Origin of the sequence: Alteromonas sp. I10 (assembly GCF_003201515.1) — a bacterium.
Taxonomy (GTDB): Bacteria; Pseudomonadota; Gammaproteobacteria; order Enterobacterales; family Alteromonadaceae; genus Alteromonas; species Alteromonas macleodii.
The window spans coordinates 427241-451503 of the sequence record NZ_QJJN01000004.1 but is presented as its reverse complement, the minus strand read 5'-3'; the positions used below and the strand labels follow the sequence as shown (position 1 = coordinate 451503).

Genomic DNA, 24263 nt, shown 5'->3' with positions numbered 1-24263 from the left:
CGCCCAATGCTAAGACAGCTTTTATTGGGTGATAAGGATGAGTAGTTATAACAAACCGATCAACACACTCGCTACGCTCGCTGGGACGCCTACTTCCTGCGGCTTCGCCATTTACGCAGCAAGTATTCGCCCGTTATCGGGGCGTTGTACGCAAAAGGAAACCTGTGAGTAAAAAGGAATTTATTGGTCTTGTTGTATTAGTTTGCTTACTCAACTTTTTACTTCAAATTTGGTATGTAGGTAATGCAGGCGATTTCATTGCAAATTATGTTGGTTATCCAATAAGCGTTTTCATCATTCCTATTTTCATATCACAATTGCTCCCTTGTATTGCTCTTTCAGCTAGCTCAAAGTCTCTGGCGCTAAAACAAAAACTGCAGTTATTTGGTATTCCTTGCTTTGTTTCGGTATGTTTAGTTTGTGGCTTTTACTTAGTAATGCAATATGGCGGTTGATTTTGGCTATTGCGTATAACAAACAAATTATGCCACTCGCTGGGACTAAAGGAATAGAATCATCTAATGACTAATGAAGACAGACTGCAACTTCCTCAGATACAGTTATTGGTCCTTTTTTTATCTAGTTGCTTCTTCATACTTCCTTGTGTTTTCAAGCTCAATGTTTTAGCTAGTTGTACTTTTGCATTCGTCATTTTTTTCTATCTGCTCAGTGAAATAGACTGGTTGCGCAGGTACTTTGATATGTCCAATAAACAGTTAGCGCTTAACATTATCTTAATTGCGATTAGTGGGCTTCTGGCCTTCGAAGTGTTTTTTATGTTCGCTCTGGTTGCCATATACCCAGTTTCTAAATTCCATAAAACTTAGGTACTCTGTATTGGCAAAGTCACATAACAAAAAAAATAAGTCACTCACTTCGTTCGTTGGGACGCATACACGCAGGGCGGCTTCGCCATTATGCCCTATGTGCGTGCGCCCGTTATTGAAAAGTTATGTGCTAAAAGGACTTTAAAAATGCGTATCTCTCTATTAATTATCATCTTCTCATTTCAATGCTTAGCCGCTTCAAATACAGAGTTACAAAAAGAACTTGTGTCCATGGAAAAAGCTGATCAAGAAGTCAGAAATAAAATAGCTACTATCGGATGGAAAAACGCGCCTACTGATTTGCTCGAAAAAATGAGGCTTATCGATACAAGAAATACAGATAGACTGAAAGAAATCGTTGAACAGCACTCGTGGGTTACTGAAGACTCAGTTGGTAAAAAAGGTGTTTCAGCCGCATTCTTAATTGTGCAACATTCACCAGACTACAAATTTCAAGAAGAAATGCTTCCACTTTTAAAGCAATCCTTCTTGAACGGCGAAGGTGTTACTGGTCAAGAATTTGCTCTACTGACAGATAGAATCTTAGTTCATCAGAATAAACCACAATTGTATGGAACCCAGTTAAACATCCTAAATGGTGAGCTAGTTTTCGACCCGATTTTAGACAAAGAGAATGTAAATAAAAGAAGAGCAGAAGTCGGGCTTCCTTCAATGGAAGAATACGAAAAAATAGTTGCAGAAGCTTACGGCATGCCTGTGAAATGAATAGTCACGCACATAACAAACCAATAAACGTACTCACTTCGATCGCTGGGACGCTAACACACGGGCTGGCTCACTTCGTTCGGATTTTAGCCCACGTGCTAGCGCCCCAAAGCTTAGCGCTATGTGCTGAGGATAATTAACAATGGAAGTTATTTTTGAATTGAAGAAAGCCCCTGAGTGGGCAAATGAGATCAATGATGAAATAAAGTCGTCTTTTTCTAGCTATTTTGAGACAACCCCTTTGCTTGGTAGTGATGCATGGTGGGATGCCATAAATGAGGATGTCATTAATGGTAAAATCACTCATCTAGGCAATATCGTTGAAGAAGGCGAGCTTGTTGATATTGTTTCCACTCAACCGTTCGAAGATTTCAATGGAGATGGCGCTCACTCAATTGGGCAACCTGAGTTTAGCGTTATACGAGAAGATTTTTGGTTAAATGAAGCCGTAAAACCTAAAGCGTTAGTTCAAATAAAATCGGTTACAATTTGCCCATCAGGGGAGTTAGATGAGCACTCTATTTATATTGAGACCGAGGTAATTGTAAACTAACGCACATAACAAACTACTTAAGTCGCTCGCAAGCTTGCTGGAACATTAAAACTACGCGGCGATTAGTTTGGAGCTCAAACACATGTTCAATCTATTGTGTTTTTTTAAAAACGGAATTTAAATGACATCGATTTTTAATAAATTTTACCGTCTATATTTTAGACCCTCACAATTCTTTTTAGATACAAACTTACTTCAAAAGCGTTGGCTTATCGTTTTAGCTACGGCTTTTTATAGTGTCATTGTCGTCTTTGAAAGGATAGAACAAAAAGTAATTCGCTACGATATGGTCAATGTACCAGAATCTAAAGAGGCTTTATTAAACACAATAGTTACTAGCTGGTTTGTATTTTGGTCTGTATCTTTGGTTATCGGCTTTCTCTTTGCATGGTTAATATGGTGGATCGGCGGTTGGTTTTATAACTTACGAATAAAGTGGTGTGGTGCTGGTCAATTCAATCGAGAACTAGGGCGCACTATTTACGTTATTTCTAACATGGTATACGCCTTACCAGTTGCAATAGGAATGCTTATTGTAACTATTTGCTATAAAGATTATTTAAGCTTCTATAGTGAAGATTATATATTTTCAATTGTAGCTATGGTTTTTGTTGTTTGGTCTCTAATCGTCAGCTATAAAGCTGTAGCTACAAATTTTAAAGTTAAAAGATGGTTAGCTATATGGTGGTTTATCGCTGCTCCAATAATAGTAAATATACTTATCTTGTCTTTTTACGTTTTTGTTTCTTTGTATATAAAATAAAATAGCACCTAACAAGAAAATTAAGTCACTCACTTCGTGAGTTGGGACGCAAACACGTGCGCGGCTTCGCCATTATTACCCCGCGCCTACGCCCCATATTTAAAAGTTAGGCTTCAAGGATGAACATGAAAATTTCTGTCGATATTAAAAAGTCTGATATTGTGAAGCTCAATATTTGGCTCGCGTTAAAAAGCAAAGGTACTTATTCGTTAATAGCTATCGTTTTCGCTGCCTTGTGGGCCTATGCAATATTTAAACATGGCGTTCCCCAAACGACTGAAGAATGGGTGGTCACTTTCCTGATTGCTTTAACGTCAGGACTTGCTGCGGCCATATTGGGGCTAGCAACAAACCTACTTCAAATTTTACTATCATCTTCAGTTGAAAATGGTGTTTTGGGCTTACATGAATACGAGATTTCTGAAGGTGGTTTGTATGAAAAAACTGCAGCGAATGAAGCTAAAACAATGTGGAAAGGTATTACAGACATTCGAAAGCTTAGGCAATACATGCTTATTCAAATAGCCCCTGGATTATTTCATGTAATACCAAACTCAAGTTTTGATAGCGAGGAAGAGTTTAGTAATTTCTACTTGGCTTCAAGGAAGTTTTGGAAAGATGCCTAACAAAACGCTAATGTTACTCACTTCGTTCGCTGGGACGTTATCTGACAAGGAAAGCTCTATGAATACCATATCAGTAAGTATTGATTCGAAACCTGTTCAATCATTTTTCATGGTAGTTGGCGTGACATTCTGGATTTTAGCTTGGTACATTTTTCAATCAACGAATGCTACAACAGAATTTCTTTTCTCATTACACGATATTCAAATTGAGTCACTTGCATCAAAGAATATTGACCCTAATCAGTTGGTACTAAATGGTGAAACACTTCGTGATATTGCCACCAAGTTTAACAACCACAGCAACTTCGGTGTTATCGGGATGATAATTGCTGGGTGTTTTTTTCTTTTACTAACGTTAGTGTTGTCTATATTTAATGTTTCAGTGGGCAATAAAGTCCAAGCTTCAGAGAAATAATGGGACGCAAACACATGGGCTATGTCGATTCTCTTCTGACTCTAGCCCATGCGTAACTGCCACTTAGTGGGCTGTTACAAGACAAGGAAGTTTTATGAAAATCTTAAACTTAGCTATACCTTTAACTTTACTATCTCAATTGGCTTCTGCAAATGTTGAAATTTCTCTATCGAATGACAGTGATAAAGAGGAAATGAAACGAACACAAGTTTTAAGGCTCATAGAACAACATGACCTTAGCAAGTGGTGGTTTACGAATAAAATAGTCATAGATGAGTCTGCTAGAAGTCCGTTTAGTCACCCTATTTTGACACTAAAAGCTTCAATGCCAAACAATGACCCAGCAGGTTTGTCTCAACTATTACATGAGCAGATACACTGGTTTGAAGACTCAAAGAAAAAAGAAGTAGAAAATACAATATCAGAGCTACGCAAAATGTATCCGTCTGTCCCCGTAGGCTATCCAGATGGAGCAAGAAGTCAGTTTTCAACTTACTTACACCTCGCCGTTTGCTTAATGGAACTCGATGCACTTACCGAAGTGCTAGGAAAGAAAAAAGCAGAAACAGTTATCGCCACTAATGGAAAATACTTTTATAAATGGGTATATAAAACAGTATTAGAAGACCAAGCTAAAATACGTAAGGTGTTACAGAAGCACGATTTGTACATATAGCTTTGTCTTCTATCAATAAAATTAAGTCGCTCGCGGAATCGTTCGGACACAAACATGGCGGCTGACTCAATTCGCTCGAATCTCAGCTCACATGTCTGCGCCCCTTATTTTAAAGTTAGCTATATGTTCAAGTATCTTTTATCAATTCTAATTCTTGGAGTTTCGTTCATGGCGTGGTCAGTGGATACATGGTCCGTTGGTGAAGCCACAATTCAAGGAAAACCTGTCGTTTATAAGTTCATGAATGATTTTCCTGATGGCAGCACTCGTTCAAAAATGGAGTGGTTGACTGTAGTTTCATGGACATATGATGGCTCAACTAATAATGGAATGCCGCCAAAACATGTGAATGAACTCATGATCAAACTTGAAGATGGCCTTGAAACAATCAGAGGCCGAGAAGAGCTTTATTTCGACGTATACTCAGCGACAGGAAATGACCTTTAAGAGTTTGTGTTTTATATCGCTGATAGGGAAGTATTCATGAAGCATTTTAATGAAGCCTTATCTGGTCACGATGCTTATCCTATTGACATTAATTTCTATAGAGATAAAGAGTGGAGTAACCTTAAAAAACTTCAGACTGAATTTGGCATATAGCTAACAAACACTGGAACAAGGACGCGAAGCAGCAGGCTTGCTCTCCTTCGTTGCTAATATTAGCCTGTTAAGTTGAACGTTTTGTACTTAAGGGAACAGGAACCTTTTATTCGTTTATTCAGAAAATAGATTGCGTAGCCCAAGAGCCGAAGAAGTATTCTCTGAATATGAAGGCGTTAAAGCTATAAGCTGCGGCACTAACTTAGATGCAGAAACACCACTATCAGGCTATCATATTGAGTGGGCTGTTAGGTGCTAAAAGGGAAAATTATGAAATCATGGAATGAATTAACTAATTCACAACGGGTAGTTATCGGCATCGCAATGGTTGTTGCAGCCGCATTTTTGCCAGAGATAGCCTTCTTAGTTCAACTAGGCGGTATGGAAGTCGCATTTGCTCTCGTTTTTGCTAGCCTAGCTCCCCTCCTTTCTTGGTTTTCGACTAAATACCAAGCAATTAAAGAGTGTTTAAAAACCTCAGTAGTAGCTTTTAGGCATAGTGCATCTGCTAAACCTTCCGTTTTCTTCGTACAAGCTTCTTTTTGTGTAGCCGCACTTCTATTTACAAGTTCGGGCTTATTGACTTTTTACTTTTTTATGCCAAGTATGCTGCTAAATGGGGTCTTGGCGTGAGCGCACCTAACACCCCAATAAACGCACTAACTTCGTTCGCTGAGACGCATATATGCGGGGTGGCCTCGCCATTATTCCCCACGTGTCTTCAGCCGTTATTGAAATGGTAGCTGCCAGAAGGTAAGCATGGACAAAACAACAAAAACGGTAGTAATTTTTCTGCTTATTATCGGAAGTCTTTCATTGATTTCGAATTCGGTATGGAAGCCTTTCATAAAGAAAGAATCGTTGAAAATAAGTGACGCTCAATTACAAAATGTTGTGAATGAGATCAATGAAATGGTACCAATATTTCTAGACGATATAACTCAGTTAAATAGTGTCCAGCTTGAAGGGAGAACAATTGTTTACGAGTATATTCTTGACCACGATGAATCCCAGGATATCTTAACTTTTGGACAGCTTGAAGATATGCAGTTAAATGAATACTGCAATTCAAATGAAAATAGTTATTTTTCGAAAGTGGGTGTTGCAGTGACTTCAAACTACCTAGCCCATAACGGGGAAAAGTTACATAGTTTTACTATGCGACCATCTGATTGCGTTGGCAGCTAACAAACAACTGTTGGTGTTCACTTGCATTCGCAGGGACGCACAATGGCTGGGCGTCTTCGTCTATTTGGTCATGTTTTTGTACTCCTTAGCGTAATCTTGAAGTTATCAGCTAAGTGAAACACATTTTTACAAAGTTATTCAGAACAACTGTAAAACTGCACTATATTAAATAGGCGAACTTTTACTAGGGAAAGGTTATGAAGAACCACTATCGTGTTTTATTTATTCTTACATTTTTGATTGCTGCCATTGTCACATTTAGTCTTGGCATGATAAATGGAACATTTGGATTAATTTTATTGGCTTTCGTTTTTGAAGGTTTATTTTGGTATAACTCTTATAAAGCTGAATCAGAAAACAAAAAAGCGACCTATAAAAAGGCGTAAACTGCCAACTCACAAAATTTACTTCGAATAATACTTGCGAACGACGTAGGCCTAAACCTCTTATCACTCAAGGGTCTGTGTGCCTACTACCAACCGCATTAACACTCGTTGAGTTCAGTATGGTAGCTGTATGCCCTGAGTGAAACCAGAAAGAGATTGATGCCTGGTACATAACCAAGAATTAAAGTCGTTCCCTTTAGTTGTTGGAGCGCAAACACGCTGAGCGGCTATACTACTATGCCGTTTCATCACTTCCCGTTAGCTATTTTAATGAGCATGTTATTTTCATTCACTATTTTTCTACTCTATTTATCTCCAATTGTTTTTGTCTTTCTGTACGCTAAATACGAATATCGGCATTCATTGGCGGACAGTTTTAAAAGGTGGAGAAGTTCCAAAATAATAGGCATTGCATTCTTTGCTGTGTTGACGTTTTTCATAGCTACCACTGAAGGTACAAGTTGGCGATTATCAACTTATTGGTACTTGCTATGGGAACCGGGTTTAAGTATTAGCCTTGTCGTATTCTCCAAACCTGCCAGTGAAATTATAGAGGGCTTTTCTTCATTAGATTATTTCGGCGAGGACTTTGGGCATATTTTAGGTTGGTTCGGTCTTTTAACCGTATCATGTGTACTTGGGTTTGAAGTTTTAAGGCATAGTTAATGATCGCATCAACTCGCCCGTAAAATCGTTGGACTACGCCCCGAACTTCGCTCGACATCAGGTCCAACTATTTGTTTATTCTTTGATATTTACCACGCTGCTATTTATCTTTATGCTTTTAATACTAAATCAAGAGGGGCCTCAACGAACAGCACAGCTACACGCTAGGTGGTTTCTCTATCATCGCCAGCCTGTTTACGTCCCACATAAGGAAATTAGGAACATGAAGGAAGTCACTCTTATGAGAAAAATGATAATACTGTTCTCACTTGCAATTATGCTGGCAACAATTGGCACGTCAGGGTTCGGGTTAAATTGGTTCCAAATTTATATTGCAGCACCACTGTTATTGTCTATTTTATTGGTTCTGGTTAAGACCAAAAATTCAAAACTTAATCTAATCGTGTCATCTGCTGGTTTATTCTCGGGCATTCTAGCTTTAGTGCCTTATTACTCATCCTATACATATACGGGCAGTGATGGACAGTCCGCCCTTATTTATGCTGTTATGCCATTTTATCAACTCGCTTTTATGCTTGTAGTGGCGGCAATCACTTGGCATATCACAGGCCAAAAATGAGTGCGAGCATTGAAGATGCCCTCGCCAAACCTCTACCACATGGGATGCTTCACTTCGGTTCTTATATTAACCATTTATTATCGCCCAATAGTAAGAGGCGAACTGCGCTGTTTAACAATAAGGATGTTTTTTATGAAGATACTCGTTTTTATTTTTTGTTTGATTGCCCATACCGCGGGCGCTCAAACTCTTTTTTCAAGCGAACATGACACCCCCGCCGGCAAAGCAGAATTAAATTCATTTTTAGTGCACTGTGATGATGATTGTTACTTCACTATGTTCTTGCAAGTCCAAAGACTAGATTTTGAATCGTCAAGTGAATCAGGGGCTATGTATCGGGTTTGGAACGAGAATAGAGACCGATATATTCTCTTTGGTATTGACGCAAACAAGGACAAAAAAGAAGCTCAGATTGTTATCGTATCTTCAAAGGATGGTGAAAAACACATTCTAGGAGCATCTGAACTGGGGGCATTTGAAGGGTTTAGGTTTGAATGGAAAGGCTTATCTTACGAGTTAAAAAACCTAAGAAGTGTTCCCTATGAAAACTATTCAAAAATAAAAGACAGTGGTTTAGGATTTAAAGGAGAATTGGACTTTGAACCTTATTCAATCGAATATCTATTTTTAGGAACAAAGGTTACCCAGTTTGTTGATGCAACCTCGCAAAATATTAATCCTGAATGGAAAATTATTGGCAGTGGCAGCGAACAAGTAGATTAACGCAATTACTTAGTTAGCTGGAACACGAAGACTCGTGGTGCTAACCTTAACTGAGTCTTGTGTGGCAATAGACCCGTGCCTCATCATAAACACGTATAAATGGAATTATTATGAAGCTAGTGCCCTACTCTAATTTAAAACCGAAGAACCTAGAAGTTCTTTTATTTGTCGCTCGTCTTCTAGCCTATCTAGGGTACTTTTTCTTTAGTCTCTCTTTGGTTTTGTTTTTAGCTGTCATATTTGACTATTTCTCCTTAAGTGATCCTGTTCATGTTAAAGGAAGTCTTGCTTTAAGCTACCAGCCAAGTTTATTCCACGGATTTATAGCAGGGTTCTTAAACATTGGTTTAGCTTTCCTTATGCTCATAATATCGAGCCTCTGTGCTGCACTTGTTTCATGGGAAGCCACCTTACCGAACACTAATCATCAGATCACATGACAGACTATCTACTACACTCATAAAAATTGAAAACTAAAAGGAATTACGATGTTTTACTTTGAGGCTATTTTATTTATCTTATTCGTTTATTTCAGTGGTTTCGGATATAGAAAAAACAAGCGAAACATGATGTTGCTTGGTTCATTTTGTCTCTTTCTATCCTTGTCCGCTGAGCCCTTTGTTGAAGGCTTTAACACAGGTTTCACTGAAAGTTCGCAAGAAATAAAACAAAGTAAAAGTGCGGATTAGCCGGTCAGAGCAGCATGGTCATTGTAACTCTCGTGCAAGCTTTTTTATTAGAAAGTTAACTACTAGAGAAAAGCATGGAAGAATTACCTTCTTTTATATTTAAAAACCTGTTCTTAATCTTATTAGCTGTATTTGCGCTTATTTCATTTATTTTTCATTATAAGTCTCGCAATAGAGAGCTTTTCGATGTCAACGGCGATCAGGTATTGATAAATCGAACCTCGAAACTTCGGTTTTCGTTTGTACACAGAACCGCGATTCGTATTGATAGCGTCGTAAAAGTAGAGGTTCATGGCAATCGATTAAGCCTCTTTCAAAGGAGCAATAACGTAATTGACATTTGGCTGCACGCTGAACATTTAGAGAGCGGAATCAATAAAGCAAAAAGCGTATTCAGCCATGCAGATTTTTCAAGCAAAGGTAGCTAGCGAATTTACTATGTTGCTCACTGTTCCCTGGTTAAATAGATAAACGCTTGGCTTAGCAATACACTCTCTAAACTTCTGGCGGCTTTATGTAGGAGTGTTAATTGGAAAATAAAGACTTAGTTATTTACGATGGTGTATGTAACTTCTGCAATGGGGCTGTTGCATTTATTTTGAAGCGGGACAAAGCGGAACGTTTTACCTTCTCACCGATGCAGTCAGAATATGCTCAAGAAGTTATTGAGCAGTATGAGGTCGATACAGTAGGTATTGATACATTTATGTTAGTAAAAAACGGACAATTGTTTCTCTGGTCAGACGCAGCGTTAGAAATCGCTAAAGATTTGTCTGGGCTTTGGTTTGTATTTGGCGTATTTAAAATTTTACCGCGTACCTTAAGAGACTTTTTCTACAAAACGTTTGCCCGTAATCGCATTAAACTGTTCGGTGGCACTCAACAATGTCAAATACCCGATAAGAAAGTTCTAGAGAGGTTCAGAGGGTTCGCGAAGTAACGTACACAGCAATGGCTCCTTTACAGGATGCTACGCTTGAGTATTCATCCCTCGCATATGTTGTTACTTCGTGCTTATACTACTAACTGCGCTTTAACTTTTAAAGTATAGGAACTGTGGGATGATTTCTGTAGATTTTCTTGTTACGTCTCTTATTGTCGTACTTATTCCCGGCACGGGAGTTTTGTACACCGTTGCCACGGGGCTTTTTATTGGGAAGCGAGCAAGTTTTGTTGCAGCGCTAGGCTGCACTTTGGGAATTATACCGGCTTTGCTTGCGAGTTCATTGGGTCTAGCCGCATTGTTCCACACAAGTGCAGTTGCGTTTCAGATTATTAAATACCTTGGCGTTATCTATCTTCTTTATTTAGCCTGGCAAATGTGGAAAACGTCATCGCCACTCAATGTGAATAGCAAAGGCAGCCAGTCTACTTATCTAAACATTGCAATAAAGGGCTTTCTACTCAATATTTTAAACCCGAAGCTATCTATTTTCTTCTTGGCATTTATTCCGCAATTCGTACCCGCAAATCAAGATGGCGCACTTTCTCATATGCTCATTTTAGGTAGCATATTCATGGCCCTGACGTTTGCTGTTTTTGTTATATATGGTTTTTTATCGGGCAGTTTTAGTCTGTTCATTGTGAATTCGAAAAGAGCGACCATGGCCATGCAAAGATTATTTTCGGCCAGTTTTGCAGGCCTTGGACTCAAACTGGCATTTACCGAGCGGTGATGAAAATATGCTAACTTATCACTAATTGCTTATTTTGGCATAAGTGTGTTGGCTACTTATCTTCATTCTGATTTTGGCCGAGGTATATATGCAGCCATTTAAAATGAATGAACTAGTGAAAAACAAAAAATTCACTGGTAGTCTTAAGATTCAATTGAAATAAGGAAGTTCTATGAAAAGTTACACAAAGCTAACACTATCAACTATCGCCTTTGCAGTTATCGTAAGCTTGCAATCATTTATTTTATATCAACAAAGTCAAGCTAATCAGACAGTTCAGCAAAAAGTAGACAAGCTTCAAAATCAAGTCGACCAAGCCCGCGAATCAAATCAAGAACTTCTTCAAAAAATAGAAAAGCTAGAAAGTAATTTGGAACTTAAGCCTCGAAGCCTTCTTTCTATGAATTGATAGTCGCTTCACATAACTATTTCCTATATTTGCCGAAACGCATTCGCTCAGGGGATGTCGTTTCAGCCTTGTTGCCGCCTCCGCGGTTAAAAGATCTGGAGTAGAGTAATAACTTGATGAGATTATCTAAAATATCAGTGTTTTTTATTATGGGTGTGATGACGGGTTGCGCATCTGTCCCATTAAATGTTTATTACGATCACGAAGTAACGGCGCCAGCCATACCTTTTAACAGAGTTAAACCCGATTATCCGCCATCTGCTGCTCGTAATAACATCAGTGGCTTCATTGTTGCTGATTTAGTAATAGCAGAGAATGGAACGGTAGAAGCGATCAATATTATTGAATCAGTGCCTTCAGGTGTTTTTGATAAGAATGGTGAGAACGCCATCAAAAAATGGCAGTATAAGCCAGCCCGATTAAACGGAGAGCCGGTTAAACAATATACCAAAGTGAGACTTGACTGGAATATTTAATCAATATGTTGGGCTAATGCAGATGCCCTTAATTGGGCTATGTTTTTTCTAAAAATAGAGATAAAAGATCTGTTTCAACTTAGCACACGACTTACTACTAGCGTTTTATAAGAAAAGGAATTCAAAGTGTCTGGAGTACTATCAACAGGAAGTTTTATTTTGAACATATATTTTCCGCTGGTTTTTACTTTAATGGCGGTATTTTTTCTTTATATCGGCCTAAAAGTCATAACATCTAAGAAACCTTTGTTATTACCTTCTAAAGTGTTCTTTGTGTTTATGGTTATCGCGTTTTCCCCTCAACTAATTATGTCAGTTGAAACTCAATTTTCTACCGGTGTTTTTAGTTTGTTATCTTTGATGTCCCCTATTATGTATGTTGTTCTTTTAGCATTTTTTTGGATTCAAATGAAAGGCTATATGGCAATAGGGATTTCTGACGACTCATTTAGAAATGCTCTACATTACGCACTGGACCAAAACCACATACAGTTTGAAGAGCAAGTTTCATTGATTAAACTCACAAATAGTAGTGCCGATCTTCTGGTGTCAGTTCAAAGCTGGGTTGGCACAGGACAACTAAAATTAAAACAATCGAAATATAACCACCTGTTGAATACGCTAGTTCCAAGTATCAATCAGTATTTTCAATCTCACTCTGTAAAAACCAATAGTACGACACCGGTCTTTTACATTTTAATCGGATTAATTCTGTTGGTGCTTTCTGTTTTTTTCTATTCCTTTTAATAAAAAATTCCTAGAAGCGGCATAGTAGTTACTAAGCGGTTCAACACTTAAGGAGAGTAATAGTGGATGTTGCTAATAATAATTTCTTCAAAGTAGTGATTTTTATAATCTCGGTTTTGCTTTCTGGCTTGCTTTTAAAGTTAGCGGGGCTAGATGCAGCCCAAGCCAATATATTGTCACTGTCAACATTTTCAGTGCCCGTATTTATTATCTTTGGAATCTGCGTTAACTGGATGTACAACTCGGTTCGTTGGTTTAGCCTCCACTATTTTCAAAGGCCGACACATGAATAACCGTTTCACTGAATTTTATGATGGTGCCTCATTGTCTCAGTCGCTTACTGAAAGCGATAGCGCACAGTGAATTAATGTAAGAGAACCATGATGAAACTAATACCCTACTCTAACTTAAAGCCCAAAAACCTAGGCATACTACTATTGTTTGCGCGTTTGTTAGCCTATGCCGGCTACTTCTTGATAGGCATAGCGCTTTTAGCTTTCTTTTCTGAATTTTATGTTTATCTATTTCCAAGTGCACCAGTTGGAGGCCAAGGAGAAACTTATGAATCACATCCATATCAATTGGGAGTAATTGCTCTTTTCCTCGCTATAGTTGTGTTGGTCGTATCTGCTCTATTTGCTGCATTTGTTTCCTGGGAGGCTTCACTTTCCCACCCAAATGACCACGATACGTAAGCTGTGAGATGTCATTATATACAGCAAGATTCAATACAACTGACAACAGCAAGAAAGCTGACACTTTGTGCTAAGCTTACGCTTGAAACTAGGCGAAGTTGAAAATGTTTAATCGATAGAGTCTTAAAGGTGGTTAATTTAATGGGTAATCCGGACGAGATATTCCAACAGCTAAAAAAGATACTGACTCCATATGCTAGCGAAATGGATGTAGTTACAGATACACCCGATAATTATTATTTGAACACGCACCACGTAATGAAAAACAAGAAGCCCATGTATTTTGGCTCAGTAAAAATAAGTAAGAATTATATTAGCTTCCACCTCATGCCTGTTTACGTGTTTCCGGACTTGCTTGAAACTATTACCCCAGAGCTTAAAAAGCGAATGCAGGGTAAGTCATGCTTTAATTTTAAAACTGAAGATACCAAACTTTTTCAACAACTAAAGGCGCTAACTCAAGCAGGCTATGAGAAATATGAAGATACAGGTTACTTATAGTTTTATATCGTCGTATAACACATCGTTGAGAATTGCTTGTAAATAGCGAGCATAAATGTCGACGGGAATTGTTTTTTTAACAGAACTGCTGTTAGGCCTGCCAGCTGTAACAAAGTCCAAAGCCTGGCTTAGCTAAAACCTTACGAAAAAACTCAGTTTTCACTACAATACACAAGGAAGAATTATGATAAAAAATGAAATACCAGCCAGGATTATCCTAACTTTCTTTACTATATTGCCAATTTATTTGGCAGTTGGCTATTTTCAATCAGACAAGCCATTTGTTGCTGTCTCTATGCTTCTTATCTCAGTACTGTTTTTAATTACTCAGTTGAACATCAATCGATTTTTGACATCGGAGAAGAAGCCAAAACCCAAATTAATGGCTTTGCAAATATTTATCTCTGTAATTTCGTTAGCGCTTCTGGCAGCAAAGCTATTAGGTTACACCTGATGCCATCCAATATGTACGTAAGCTAATACTCAGTTTGTTTAAACAATTTTAAACGAACTATATATCTAGTCTTTTCACAGTTTTTAAAAGGATTTTCATGAAGTTTTACCCACACTCGAAGATTAAGACGGATAACCTTCCTACCCTACTTTTCGCAGCAAGAGCCACGAGTGCTCTTGGCTATATCTTTTCACTAGTGACTATTTTACTTTGGATTTCTAGTATATTCCTTGGTCAAAGAACTATGTATGGCGAACCAAATAGCCCAATTCTTTCAGTGACTTGGAATGGCGCGAGAGGTATAGCTTGGCTTTTTAGTGCAGGTACAGTATCTACCGCTTTGTTTTGTTTTATTGTTGGCGGTTTGTGTGCAGCGGTTGTATCATTTGAATATAAATACACTAAGTCGTAAGCCCAAAAATACGAGTACATATTATGAGAAAAGTACCAACCATTTTGCCTGCTATTTTACTACTAGGGTTGCTGTCTGGTTGCACTGCACTTGATGTTGAGCCCTGGACAGCTGAGGAGGTTCTAGGTGACGTGATTTCATCAACAATTACCGGAAATAAAGTGTCTAGTGGTAACCGTTCTAAGTGCAATCAAATAAAAATGCAATGCCCAGCGTCGGATTACAGTGAAAGGTATGTAAATGGTGAAATCAGATGTTCGTGTAGGAGTTAGTTAAGATAGTGAGCAGTACAGAGACTATGTAGCATGGTGAAAACCTAACTTTTAAAAGACATCAAAGGAATGACAATGCCTCTTAAGAAATGGACCTTACAATACTTAGTAGCACTCCCCCTGTTATGCGCTATTTTTGCTAGCGTTCAATATCTTAAAGGGCAATCTATCATTTATTCGCTGGAATTCGGAGCCACTTGGGCTTTCATTTCCATCTTTATCTTTGCAGTCCGCCGTGCTTACAACTTTAAAAGGCGGATTCACTGCGATATATGCAACGATCTACCGTCTCACAACAAAATTAAGTAATCGAGCTTTTAGGCGGTGTTTCCTACTAGACCTTTTATCTTAAGTTAATCAAACGGGTATTAAATGAACACACAAACCGTGCTTTTTTGTTTTCTCTTTTTCTTACTTGTATCAATGCAATGCGAAGCCTCAACGCGGACACTAAAATTTGAAGAAGATGGCTTAGCGGCCACCTACTACCCATCGGGTTCTAATGAGAGAAAAATGGGCGTTTTAGTGCTTGGAGGATCCGAGGGAGGCGTGCCAGAAAAACTCGCTAGTCCAATCGTTGAAGCGGGATTCCCTACCCTAGCTTTAGCTTATTTTAAGGAAGAAGGCTTACCGCCAGAGTTAGAGAGAATACCTCTTGAATATGTAATTCAGGCTATGTCGTGGTTAAAATCACAACCCGAAACCACGCCGGACAACATTATTGTAGTTGGCTGGTCGAAAGGCGCTGAACTGTCACTTCTTCTAGCGTCAAAAGAACCAAGTATTTCAAATGTGGTTGCTATTGCGCCTAGCTCTGTTGTTTGGGCAGGTATTTTGAAAGATTGGAGTAAAGTGCCTGGTTCCAGCTGGACTTACGACGGGCAAGACTTAGCGTTTGTTCCTTTCAACCCGTCGGGTGAAGTTAATGGTTTGCTAGATCTCTATACGCAATCTTTAGAAAATCGAGCAGACAACGGTAAAGCTAATATTCCTGTACAGAAAATCAGCGCCGATGTTGTGTTAATGACTGGCGAAAACGATGAAATTTGGCCCTCGCCTACTATGGCTGAAACAGTTTGTGAAAAAATGAATGCGCGCACTAAACATAAGTGTAAGCACATAAACTACCAAGGGGCAGACCACTTGCTTAACTACGAGTTCTTAAAAGAGGGTAGCGATATGAACCAAACCTTTATTAAGATGCTTACTAATCACAATAACCACTAGTCAGCTTCTTCAATAAATAGAATCATATGACCATTGATGAATTCAATCACTATTGCAAAGCACTCCCCCACACTACTCACGTCGTTCAGTGGGGGAATTCAGAAGTATGGAAAGTAGGTGGTAAAGTCTTTGCTATAGGGAGCATTAGCAAGGACGGACACCCTGCTTTTACCTTTAAAACATCTGAGCAAAACTATTATTTTCTGGAAGAAAAGCCTGGCTATAGGCCTGCACCCTATCTCGCTAGTCGTGGAATGAAATGGATACAACAGTACAATTGCGAGAGTGATGAAGATGAAGCGTTAAAATACTATTTAAGCGCATCTTATAAACTAGTATCGTTAGGGTTAACCAAGAAAATGCAAAAAGAGCTTGGTTTAAATCAACCTCAATAAAGGTGCTTACACCATGTTCAAAGCAAAAGGCTTTACGCGCAATATTCGCCCTTATGTAGAAGCTGAACTAGCGCTAGCTCATAGAAAGCAAAACCAAAACAGCCAACAGTGTGCTTTTTCACACTTAGAAAATGCCCACGTTCTTGGTCAAGCCTCTACAAGGCTACACGTTAAAGTACACGTTCAAATGCTTTTATGGGCAGTGAAACAAGGCAATATTGGTGAGTTTTTTGGTCAACTTTTCAGAATTGCGGGCGCTGCCACAAAAACCGCTTTTGGTTTAGTGCCTACGGGAAATACGGGCGGTACTAATGTGAGCCCATTTAAGGTAATGCCAATTAAACCCGAACTAGACAGAATATTAAAAAAAGCGCGTTCTTATGAAAATTAGAATTAACGTTGTTGATGCGTTCACCAGCGTAAGGTTTAAAGGTAACCCTGCCGCGGTGGTTATCACCGGAAAATGGCTTAGCGATGAAAAAATGCAGGAAATCGCTGCTGAGAATAACCTTTCTGAAACTGCTTTTTTAGTTGAAGATGATAACGGTATATTCGCTATCCGCTGGTTTTCCCCTGTGACGGAAATCGATTTTTGTGGTCATGCTACTTTAGCTTCTGCGTTTGTCATTTTTAGCGAAAATTACCAACTACCGCACATTTCTCTATTCGCCAAGTCGGTTGGGATGATGAAAGTCGTCAAGAAAGACGACGGATTCATTCAAATGGACTTCCCTAATAGAATGCCCCACCCAGTCAACGATGTTCCTGAAGCGTTACTACAAGGGCTTTCTATCAAGCCCAAAAGCATTTTAAAAAATAACCAAGCTTACTTTGCTGTTTATTCTGACGAAGACGACGTTTTAAGCGTAATTCAAGACAGCGAACAACTAAAAACACTAGCGCCTTATGATGTGGTAGTGACAGCGCCTGGTACGCAATTTGATTTTGTTTCGCGTTATTTTTGGCCTGCGAACGGCGGTGATGAAGACCCGGTTACCGGTTCAATCCACACTGGGCTAGCGCCTTATTGGGGAAAAGTATTTGGACGATCAAAACTTATGGCTTATCAGGCATCTAAACGAGGCGGCACATTAAAATGTGAGGTGGCAGGTGACCGCGTGCTTATTTCAGGCCAAGCGGTGTCTTACCTTGAAGGTTATATTACTATCTAACAATTTAAAGAATAAAGCTGTAGAAGGAACTATAAATAAATGCAAAAAGTCGTTGAATTTAAAACTCGAAACTTTTGGTCTAGCCAGCTTAATTTAGACACCCTTAACGAAGAAGTTACCAAATACAACAATCAGGGCTGGCGTGTCATTCAAATAACACCAGTGTCGTCTTTTTCTGCACATGTTCGTTCGGTATTACTCCTTCTTGAAAAATCGAATAGTTAAGAGTAGAAGCTAGAAAGAGCAGACCATTTTATTTACACTCCCGCAGCGCAAACAAAAAAGCGGAAGATATTTAACCTTCCGCTTTCTCTAAGGCAACAGCACATTGCTGCAACTAGTTTTAACTAGGCAAACGCCAAATTAGCGCCCTACTGCAATGCCTTCTCTGCGAGGATCTGCGCCGCCAATTAATTTACCTGATTTAAACTGAATGCCATGAAGACCGCTGTTTAAATCCACTACTTTAACGTTATGGCCGAGTGCCTTTAACGGCTCTTCAAGCTCAGCTATTGGTGTGCCCTTCTCTAACGCAGTGTAGTCGTTTCGATTAGTAATTTTAGGAAGATTGATGGCCTGTTGAATATCCAAGCCAAAGTCTAAAACTCCAATTAGGGTTTGAGCGACGTAGCTTACAATTCTAGAGCCGCCCGGCGAGCCTACAACAACCTCTAAATTCCCCTCTTTGTCGAACACCATTGTAGGGCTCATCGCGCTTCTAGGGCGCTTACCAGGCTCTACTCGGTTAGGTACGGGGAAGCGATCTTTGGTTGGCGAAAATGAAAAGTCGGTAAGCTGATTATTAAGCAGGAAGCCTTCTACCATAATCCCAGAACCAAACATGAATTCAATGCTGGTAGTCATTGATACTGCATTGCCCTCTTTGTCTACTATAGAAACGTGTGAGGTATTGGGCAGCTCCATTGACGTACCAAGTGCTACATTCGCATCGGCGTAAGGATTACCCGCGCGTTTGCGGCGCCACTCTTTATCAACAGCAATACTCTCGGCACGGCGCTGAAGATAAGCGGTATTAATCATGGCCGCAAACGGCAAGTTAGTAAAATCGCTATCCGCTATGAATTTCTCGCGGTCGGCATATGAAAGCGCACTTGCTTGCGTATATAGGTTGGCAAACTCTACTGAATCCGGTGCGTATTGACTAAGGTTAAAACCTTCTAACATTTTTAGAATTTGATAAACGTTTACGCCACCTGAGCTAGGTGGTGCCATACCGCAAATGCGTTTTTCGTGGTACAGGCCACATACGGGTTCACGTTTTACTGGTTCGTAGCTTGCTAAGTCTTCCAACGACATTTGGCCAGGGTTAATCTCCGCATTATTAACCGCTTCCACTATTTTTTCGGCAACTTCGCCTTTCAGTAAATAGTCGCTGCCCTTTTCCGCAATACCTCTTAGGGTTTTAGCTAATTTTTTGTTTTTCTTAACCGTGCCTTCTTTTAACGGCAGGCCTGCCGGGAAGAAATAAGTAGAGCTTGCAGGAAAAGTTTTAAGACCAGGGTGATAGTCCAATGCAACAAGTTTGGCTAAACGCGGCGATACTTTAAAGCCGTCTTCAGCTGTTTTGATTGTATCGTCGAACAGCGTATTCCAAGGCAGCTTACCGAACTCGCCCTGAGCCATTTCTAGCGCTTTTACTGCACCAGGCACGCCAACTGACTTACCGCCTACTACGGCATCTAACCAGCGCATTGGCTTATTACCTTCAATAAACCAATGAGAATTGACAGCTTTCGGTGCGGTTTCACGGCCGTCAAAGGTGTGAAGTACTTTGTTCTTATTATCCCAATAAAGGATAAACGCACCACCGCCAATACCTGACGATTGTGGTTCAACCAGCGAAAGCATCGATTGCACAGCTACCGCTGCATCGATCGCACTTCCGCCCTTTTCTAAAATATTCTTTCCCGCCCAAGACGCATAGGGATTTGCCGCTACAACCATATAATCTTCGGCTTCAAATGCCTTTTTCTCTATGTAGCCTGTTGCCGCTTCTGGTTCTCCGACTTCACGTGTTTGCTTCGCGTTCGCACCAAAAATAAAACAGCTAGATAATGCAAGAGTTACCACTGAAGCTCTGAAAAAAGCACTGCGTCTCAAAATAATACTTCCTCTTATTTAAATTTTTCGGGGTTTATTGGGCGTTTTTTAAGAAACGCATCAAACGCTTCTTGAGCTGCGGTTGTGCCCAACGCTTCTAAAAATATATCAAACTCTTCGTTCATTTGTTGGTTTGTTCGCTCTCCGTCACCTTTTAATAGCGCTTTTGTTTGTTTAAGCGAAAATGAAGGCTTGGCGACGAGTTTCTCTACCGTTGTTTGAACCGTTTGATCTATTTCGTGAGCGTCGACAATTTTTGTCAGAATACCAAATTGATAAGCATCAGCAGAGGTAAAGGGTTCGCCCAGCATTAGCCACTCTGCCGCCTTTATATGACCCGCAACCTTAGGCAAAAGATAACTTGATGCATATTCAGGAACAAGCCCTAAGTTGATGAATGGTAGAACAAATCGGGTATCTGGAGTGGCGTAAACAAAATCGCAATGAAGTAAAAGCGTTGTGCCTATGCCCACTGCTAATCCGTGAACTTGTGCAATAACCGGTAAATTACATGCCGCCAAAGCTCGCATAAAGGCAGCTGTTTCTGGCACCTGAGCGTGATCTTGTTGCTGTGCGAAGTCTCCAATGTCATTTCCTGCAGTAAAACAATCGCCCGCGCCTTTAATAACCACCACTTTGGTTGAGCCATCGTTCTTAACACCTAATATGGCATTCGCCATTTCTTGATACATGTCGCGTGTTAACGCATTTTTCTTATCGGTTCGGTTAAGTGTAATGGTTAAGCATTGCTGATTTGTTTCGGTAATAATGTAAGACATAATTACTCCTTTACTGTCGTCTTTTTGTTTTGGGCGTACTTCAGTTTTCACCCTGTAGGCAATTTCTGTATCATAGCCAGCAAATTCTAATTTCAAAAATAACTAACACTGATGATGTCACTGCCGTTTTCGCTTAAGTATAGCGCTGGTCCTTTATTTATTGCGCTATGCTCCGTTGTCGCGTTTTTCTTTGAGCCTATGTCTGGCAATTATTTGGCTTACGACAGGTACGCCATTCAAGGTCTAGAAACTTGGCGAATAGTCAGCGGCAATATCGTGCATACCAATGGCTACCACCTACTTTTAAATTTAGCAGGTCTGGCGCTATTGTGGGCCCTACACGGTGAACATTATCGCATTGGTTTGTATTTAAAAGTTTTTGTATGGTGCTGCTTAGGAACCAGTGTCGGGCTTTATTTCTTCTCTCCAGATCTAATATGGTACGCGGGTTTGTCTGGCGCATTACACGGTATTTTCGCATGGGGCGCCTGTGTTGATATAAAAGAGAAAATGAAGTCGGGTTGGTTATTGCTTATAGGTCTAGCCATCAAGGTGGGATACGAACAAATTGACGGTAGTAGTGAACAAGTTGCAAACCTGATTGACGCAAAAGTTGCCGTAGACGCGCATTTATTCGGTGCGCTTACGGGTATCGCAATCTTTTTACTTATGTTTATTACGGCGAAAAGAAAATAGAAACTTGAGCGATATAGTGTCACTCTTTTTGCGCATTTTAATTCGTTAAAACAGATAAAATGTGCTGGAACAAAAAATGAAGATCTAAAAAAGGCCCGAATTCATTGAATTTGGGCCTTTTTTGTAAGCTTTTTCCGTCCTTAATAGCTACCGCGCTGTGAGCAACTCAGTGGCTCTTAATCACTGGGTTGCACTCGCAGATTTGCTTATAAGTTTTCTTCAAATAACTTATAGATACGGCGGTATTCATCAAGCCAAGAGCTTGGCTGCACAAAGCCATGTGGCTCTACCGGATAAATGGCCGTTTCAAAATCTTCTTTCTCAAGCTCGATAAGACGCTGTACCAATCGCACGGTGTCGTGGAAAAACACGTTGTCATCAACCATTGGCGCATTGATAAGCAAAGGCTTTTCTAATCCATCGGCAAAATAAATTGGCGAGCTACGCTCAAACGCAATGGGGTCGATATCAGGCGTATTCAGAATATTAGCCGTATATGGCGTGTTGTAATGGGCCCAATCGGTTACCGGACGAAGTGCTGCACCTGCCGCAAACAGATCTGGCGCGGTAAACATAGACATAAAGGTCAAGAAGCCGCCGTATGAACCGCCGTATGTGCCAATACGCTCACGATCTACATTTGCATTTTCAACAAGCCAGTTAACACCATCACGCAAATCTTGCACTTCAGGCGTACCCATTTGACGATAAATAGCGGTTCGCCAATCACGTCCGTAGCCAGCACTAGCGCGATAGTCCATATCTAGTACGACATAGCCTTGCTGCACGAGCATGCTATGGAACATGTATTCTCGGAAGTAACCAGACCACCCCATGTGGGCGTTTTGCAAGTAGCCTGCACCGTGATTAAACACTACCGCTTTATTTGGTGCCGTCTTGTCGTAATTTTCCGGTAAATATACTCGTGCGTAAATAGGTGCATCGGTATGCGACGATTCAATAGCAACGATGTTAGGCACCGCCCATGGAAGTGCATTAAAATCTGCACTGGTGCTTTGCGTGATTTGCTTTGCCGCTGTTGTTTCGTTTGCTGGCTTAATGTAAAGCTCTTGTGGCTGATTCACCTTGCTATGGCTTAGCAGCAAATTTTTACCATCAGGGCTAAGTGAGTAGTCTGTCATACCATTCAAATCAGTCATGGTATCGATGGTATTGTCACTTAAATCTGCACGATAAACTTCGTAAAGCCCCGGGTGCTCCATGTTAGCTTTAAAGTAGATATAATTGTCATCGCTAGAAAGCGTTAAATCGTCAACAATAAAACGGCCGCTGGTTAGCGCGACAGGCTTCTCGCCAGGTTTTTGAACGTATAAGTGAGAGTAACCAGTATGCTCAGACTGATAGTAAAGTGTTTCGCTGTCATTTAGCCAATCAAATGCGTTGAAACGGTAGTTTACCCACGCATCGTCATGAAGCCTATGTTGGTTTTCTAGCGTTTTATTCGCTAAGTCGACCGTTGCAATCCATCGGTCTTTGTTGTCCCACGCTTCTAGCATAACGGCAACAGCGTTACCGTTTTTGTGCCAGCGAATCGAAGGCTTAGTCCAATACCAGCTTTGCAGTAAGGTAATGTCGCGTGGCAAACGATTAACTTCATAGGTCTCGCCTTTTGCTTTCGCGTTTTCTTCTTTTACATCTGCAAGTACGTCGTCATTGTACCCAGGCAAATTAAAGTATTTAAGTTCACTCTTCTCGCCAGTTTTCAAATTAAGCAGCCAAAGTTCATGATTTACCGATTCTGCATCTGCAACACGTTGGCGTACCGGCTTCGCGGCAATACGGCTGTCTTCTTGGATATAATGCGGCATGATGTCGCTGTCATCACGAGTCGGCTTACTTTCCGTGGTGGCGACTACTGCAAAGTTACCCGCAGGTGATACGCTAATACCCGCTAGTCGATGCGACTTATCAAAGTAAAACGGCGCAGGTGCTACACTGCTGTTTTCTTTGGCCAACGCTTTTTGAGCGTCGTCTTTTTCTTGTCTGTTTTTGCGCTGTAGTTTGATATATTCCACCAGCGACTGTTGTTGCTCGGCAATATAATCTTTAGGCGGCTCAACCGCTTTGGGTTCGTCGCTAAACTCCCAGCTCAATAATTCTTCGCGGGTGCCGTTAGATAGGTCTATAGCAATAAATTTGTTACCGCTTAACGCCATTAAGCGGCCATCAGTCATAAATGAAAGCGTTGACAGCGCATTCCCGCCACGCGCGATACGCACGGTTTCACCGTTGGTAAATTGCACATAAACACTGTCTTCAAATGAATAAGCAATTACACCATCATTTCTTACTACACGTTCGTCAAAACGATACTTGTGTAAATCTGACAACGGTGCTTTTACGGCATTTGCAGGGTTTGAGAGTTCAGCAACATAAACATCTGTTAACGCGCTATTCTGTCTTTCTTTTTCAAAAACAATTTTATCGCCATTGACCGACCACCCCATACCTTCGGGTAGCGCGCCCATCCATTGAGGGTCTGACATTATTTGCTTTAAAGTAATTTCACCATTTTTCGCGCTGTTCTGAGGCGCGACATCGGGTGTAACGGTTTGCTGGACAGTGGCAGCAGGAAGCGATGTAGACGCTGCTTGGTTAGATGGTTCGTTAGTCGTGCTTGCACATCCGCCCAACGCAAAAGTAACGCTAGCCGCGATGAGTAAAGAAGAGTATTTTTTCATTATTTTAAGTCGTTGTTATGTAAAAAACGTTAACATTATACGCAGAGCAGTTACTAATGCGCTAACGTTCATCGATTGAGATAGTGAACCAAACGTAAACCATCTGCGTTT

General features: G+C 40.3%; 31 protein-coding genes and 1 pseudogene. 29 read left to right on the top strand and 3 right to left on the bottom strand.

The window, feature by feature from the left end; translation table 11 throughout:
• Positions 1–164 precede the first annotated feature (164 nt).
• From BZA03_RS11050 to BZA03_RS10880, 28 genes and pseudogenes are all read left to right on the top strand, one after another.
• Complete coding sequence (locus tag BZA03_RS11050; protein WP_110288802.1) at positions 165–455, top strand: hypothetical protein; 291 nt, start codon at positions 165–167, stop codon at positions 453–455.
• A 519-nt stretch (positions 456–974) separates the two neighbouring features.
• Positions 975–1553 (top strand): DUF6624 domain-containing protein, encoded by a 579-nt coding sequence (locus tag BZA03_RS11040; RefSeq protein ID WP_110288800.1) that lies wholly within the window; start codon positions 975–977, stop codon positions 1551–1553.
• A 142-nt stretch (positions 1554–1695) separates the two neighbouring features.
• The gene (locus tag BZA03_RS11035; RefSeq protein ID WP_110288799.1) at positions 1696–2106 is read left to right on the top strand and encodes a hypothetical protein; all 411 of its coding nucleotides are present in this window, start codon (positions 1696–1698) and stop codon (positions 2104–2106) included.
• 121 nt (positions 2107–2227) lie between these two features.
• Positions 2228–2869 carry a YIP1 family protein gene (locus tag BZA03_RS11030; protein WP_075177347.1) on the top strand — a complete coding sequence of 214 codons (642 nt, stop codon included), beginning with the start codon at positions 2228–2230 and terminating at the stop codon, positions 2867–2869.
• Between the two features lie 125 nt (positions 2870–2994).
• Entirely contained in the window at positions 2995–3495 is a 501-nt protein-coding gene (locus BZA03_RS11025) for a YcxB family protein (protein ID WP_039236180.1), read from the top strand.
• A 58-nt stretch (positions 3496–3553) separates the two neighbouring features.
• Positions 3554–3910 carry a hypothetical protein gene (locus BZA03_RS11020; RefSeq protein WP_146212364.1) on the top strand — a complete coding sequence of 119 codons (357 nt, stop codon included), beginning with the start codon at positions 3554–3556 and terminating at the stop codon, positions 3908–3910.
• 94 nt (positions 3911–4004) lie between these two features.
• Positions 4005–4586, top strand: a complete 582-nt coding sequence (locus BZA03_RS11015; RefSeq protein ID WP_110288797.1) for a hypothetical protein — start codon at positions 4005–4007, stop codon at positions 4584–4586.
• Between the two features lie 54 nt (positions 4587–4640).
• Positions 4641–5186: pseudogene (locus BZA03_RS20590) on the top strand (DUF695 domain-containing protein).
• Positions 5187–5456: 270 nt separating this feature from the next.
• Positions 5457–5819: a hypothetical protein gene (locus tag BZA03_RS11000; RefSeq protein WP_110288796.1), complete on the top strand. Its 363-nt coding sequence runs from the start codon at positions 5457–5459 to the stop codon at positions 5817–5819.
• A 126-nt stretch (positions 5820–5945) separates the two neighbouring features.
• Positions 5946–6374, top strand: coding sequence for a hypothetical protein (locus BZA03_RS10995; RefSeq protein ID WP_014979452.1), 429 nt, complete (start codon positions 5946–5948; stop codon positions 6372–6374).
• A 197-nt stretch (positions 6375–6571) separates the two neighbouring features.
• Positions 6572–6760 carry a hypothetical protein gene (locus tag BZA03_RS10990; RefSeq protein ID WP_014979453.1) on the top strand — a complete coding sequence of 63 codons (189 nt, stop codon included), beginning with the start codon at positions 6572–6574 and terminating at the stop codon, positions 6758–6760.
• An 889-nt stretch (positions 6761–7649) separates the two neighbouring features.
• On the top strand, positions 7650–8006 hold the full coding sequence (locus tag BZA03_RS10980; RefSeq protein WP_080752417.1) for a hypothetical protein: 357 nt from the start codon (positions 7650–7652) through the stop codon (positions 8004–8006).
• Between the two features lie 132 nt (positions 8007–8138).
• On the top strand, positions 8139–8729 hold the full coding sequence (locus BZA03_RS10975) for a hypothetical protein (protein ID WP_110288794.1): 591 nt from the start codon (positions 8139–8141) through the stop codon (positions 8727–8729).
• 763 nt (positions 8730–9492) lie between these two features.
• Positions 9493–9846, top strand: coding sequence for a hypothetical protein (locus tag BZA03_RS10960; protein WP_110288791.1), 354 nt, complete (start codon positions 9493–9495; stop codon positions 9844–9846).
• A gap of 101 nt (positions 9847–9947) precedes the next feature.
• Complete coding sequence (locus tag BZA03_RS10955) at positions 9948–10358, top strand: thiol-disulfide oxidoreductase DCC family protein (protein ID WP_110288790.1); 411 nt, start codon at positions 9948–9950, stop codon at positions 10356–10358.
• A gap of 121 nt (positions 10359–10479) precedes the next feature.
• Entirely contained in the window at positions 10480–11094 is a 615-nt protein-coding gene (locus BZA03_RS10950; RefSeq protein WP_039236148.1) for a LysE family translocator, read from the top strand.
• 172 nt (positions 11095–11266) lie between these two features.
• Positions 11267–11503 (top strand): hypothetical protein, encoded by a 237-nt coding sequence (locus BZA03_RS10945; RefSeq protein ID WP_110288789.1) that lies wholly within the window; start codon positions 11267–11269, stop codon positions 11501–11503.
• A 116-nt stretch (positions 11504–11619) separates the two neighbouring features.
• Complete coding sequence (locus BZA03_RS10940) at positions 11620–11979, top strand: energy transducer TonB (RefSeq protein ID WP_110288788.1); 360 nt, start codon at positions 11620–11622, stop codon at positions 11977–11979.
• Positions 11980–12105: 126 nt separating this feature from the next.
• A complete protein-coding gene (locus BZA03_RS10935; RefSeq protein WP_110288787.1) occupies positions 12106–12726 on the top strand; it encodes a hypothetical protein in 621 nt (206 codons plus the stop codon).
• Positions 12727–13106: 380 nt separating this feature from the next.
• Positions 13107–13421, top strand: a complete 315-nt coding sequence (locus tag BZA03_RS10925) for a hypothetical protein (protein WP_146212363.1) — start codon at positions 13107–13109, stop codon at positions 13419–13421.
• 141 nt (positions 13422–13562) lie between these two features.
• Entirely contained in the window at positions 13563–13922 is a 360-nt protein-coding gene (locus BZA03_RS10920) for a hypothetical protein (RefSeq protein ID WP_075177365.1), read from the top strand.
• 184 nt (positions 13923–14106) lie between these two features.
• Entirely contained in the window at positions 14107–14376 is a 270-nt protein-coding gene (locus tag BZA03_RS10915; RefSeq protein WP_110288785.1) for a hypothetical protein, read from the top strand.
• Positions 14377–14473: 97 nt separating this feature from the next.
• On the top strand, positions 14474–14788 hold the full coding sequence (locus tag BZA03_RS10910; protein ID WP_110288784.1) for a hypothetical protein: 315 nt from the start codon (positions 14474–14476) through the stop codon (positions 14786–14788).
• A 644-nt stretch (positions 14789–15432) separates the two neighbouring features.
• A complete protein-coding gene (locus tag BZA03_RS10900; RefSeq protein WP_110288783.1) occupies positions 15433–16287 on the top strand; it encodes an acyl-CoA thioester hydrolase/BAAT C-terminal domain-containing protein in 855 nt (284 codons plus the stop codon).
• A 26-nt stretch (positions 16288–16313) separates the two neighbouring features.
• Positions 16314–16682, top strand: coding sequence for an MmcQ/YjbR family DNA-binding protein (locus tag BZA03_RS10895; protein WP_014949708.1), 369 nt, complete (start codon positions 16314–16316; stop codon positions 16680–16682).
• Between the two features lie 13 nt (positions 16683–16695).
• Complete coding sequence (locus tag BZA03_RS10890) at positions 16696–17073, top strand: DUF3703 domain-containing protein (RefSeq protein ID WP_075177368.1); 378 nt, start codon at positions 16696–16698, stop codon at positions 17071–17073.
• Positions 17063–17854, top strand: a complete 792-nt coding sequence (locus tag BZA03_RS10885) for a PhzF family phenazine biosynthesis protein (protein WP_110288782.1) — start codon at positions 17063–17065, stop codon at positions 17852–17854. Before BZA03_RS10890 ends, BZA03_RS10885 begins: the two co-directional genes overlap by 11 nt.
• A 39-nt stretch (positions 17855–17893) precedes the next feature.
• The gene (locus tag BZA03_RS10880; RefSeq protein ID WP_075177370.1) at positions 17894–18079 is read left to right on the top strand and encodes a DUF4177 domain-containing protein; all 186 of its coding nucleotides are present in this window, start codon (positions 17894–17896) and stop codon (positions 18077–18079) included.
• 138 nt (positions 18080–18217) lie between these two features.
• On the opposite strand, the gene ggt is transcribed toward BZA03_RS10880, so the two are convergent.
• Entirely contained in the window at positions 18218–19975 is a 1758-nt protein-coding gene (ggt, locus tag BZA03_RS10875) for a gamma-glutamyltransferase (protein WP_110288781.1), read from the bottom strand.
• 14 nt (positions 19976–19989) lie between these two features.
• The gene (locus BZA03_RS10870) at positions 19990–20754 is read right to left on the bottom strand and encodes an enoyl-CoA hydratase (protein WP_230598867.1); all 765 of its coding nucleotides are present in this window, start codon (positions 20752–20754) and stop codon (positions 19990–19992) included.
• 111 nt (positions 20755–20865) lie between these two features.
• Between BZA03_RS10870 and rrtA the strand changes: the two genes are divergently transcribed.
• Positions 20866–21450 (top strand): rhombosortase, encoded by a 585-nt coding sequence (rrtA, locus tag BZA03_RS10865; RefSeq protein WP_014949713.1) that lies wholly within the window; start codon positions 20866–20868, stop codon positions 21448–21450.
• Positions 21451–21656: 206 nt separating this feature from the next.
• Here the strand turns inward: rrtA and BZA03_RS10860 are convergent, their stop codons facing one another.
• Positions 21657–24152 carry a prolyl oligopeptidase family serine peptidase gene (locus BZA03_RS10860; protein WP_110288780.1) on the bottom strand — a complete coding sequence of 832 codons (2496 nt, stop codon included), beginning with the start codon at positions 24150–24152 and terminating at the stop codon, positions 21657–21659.
• Between the last annotated feature and the right edge of the window lie 111 nt (positions 24153–24263).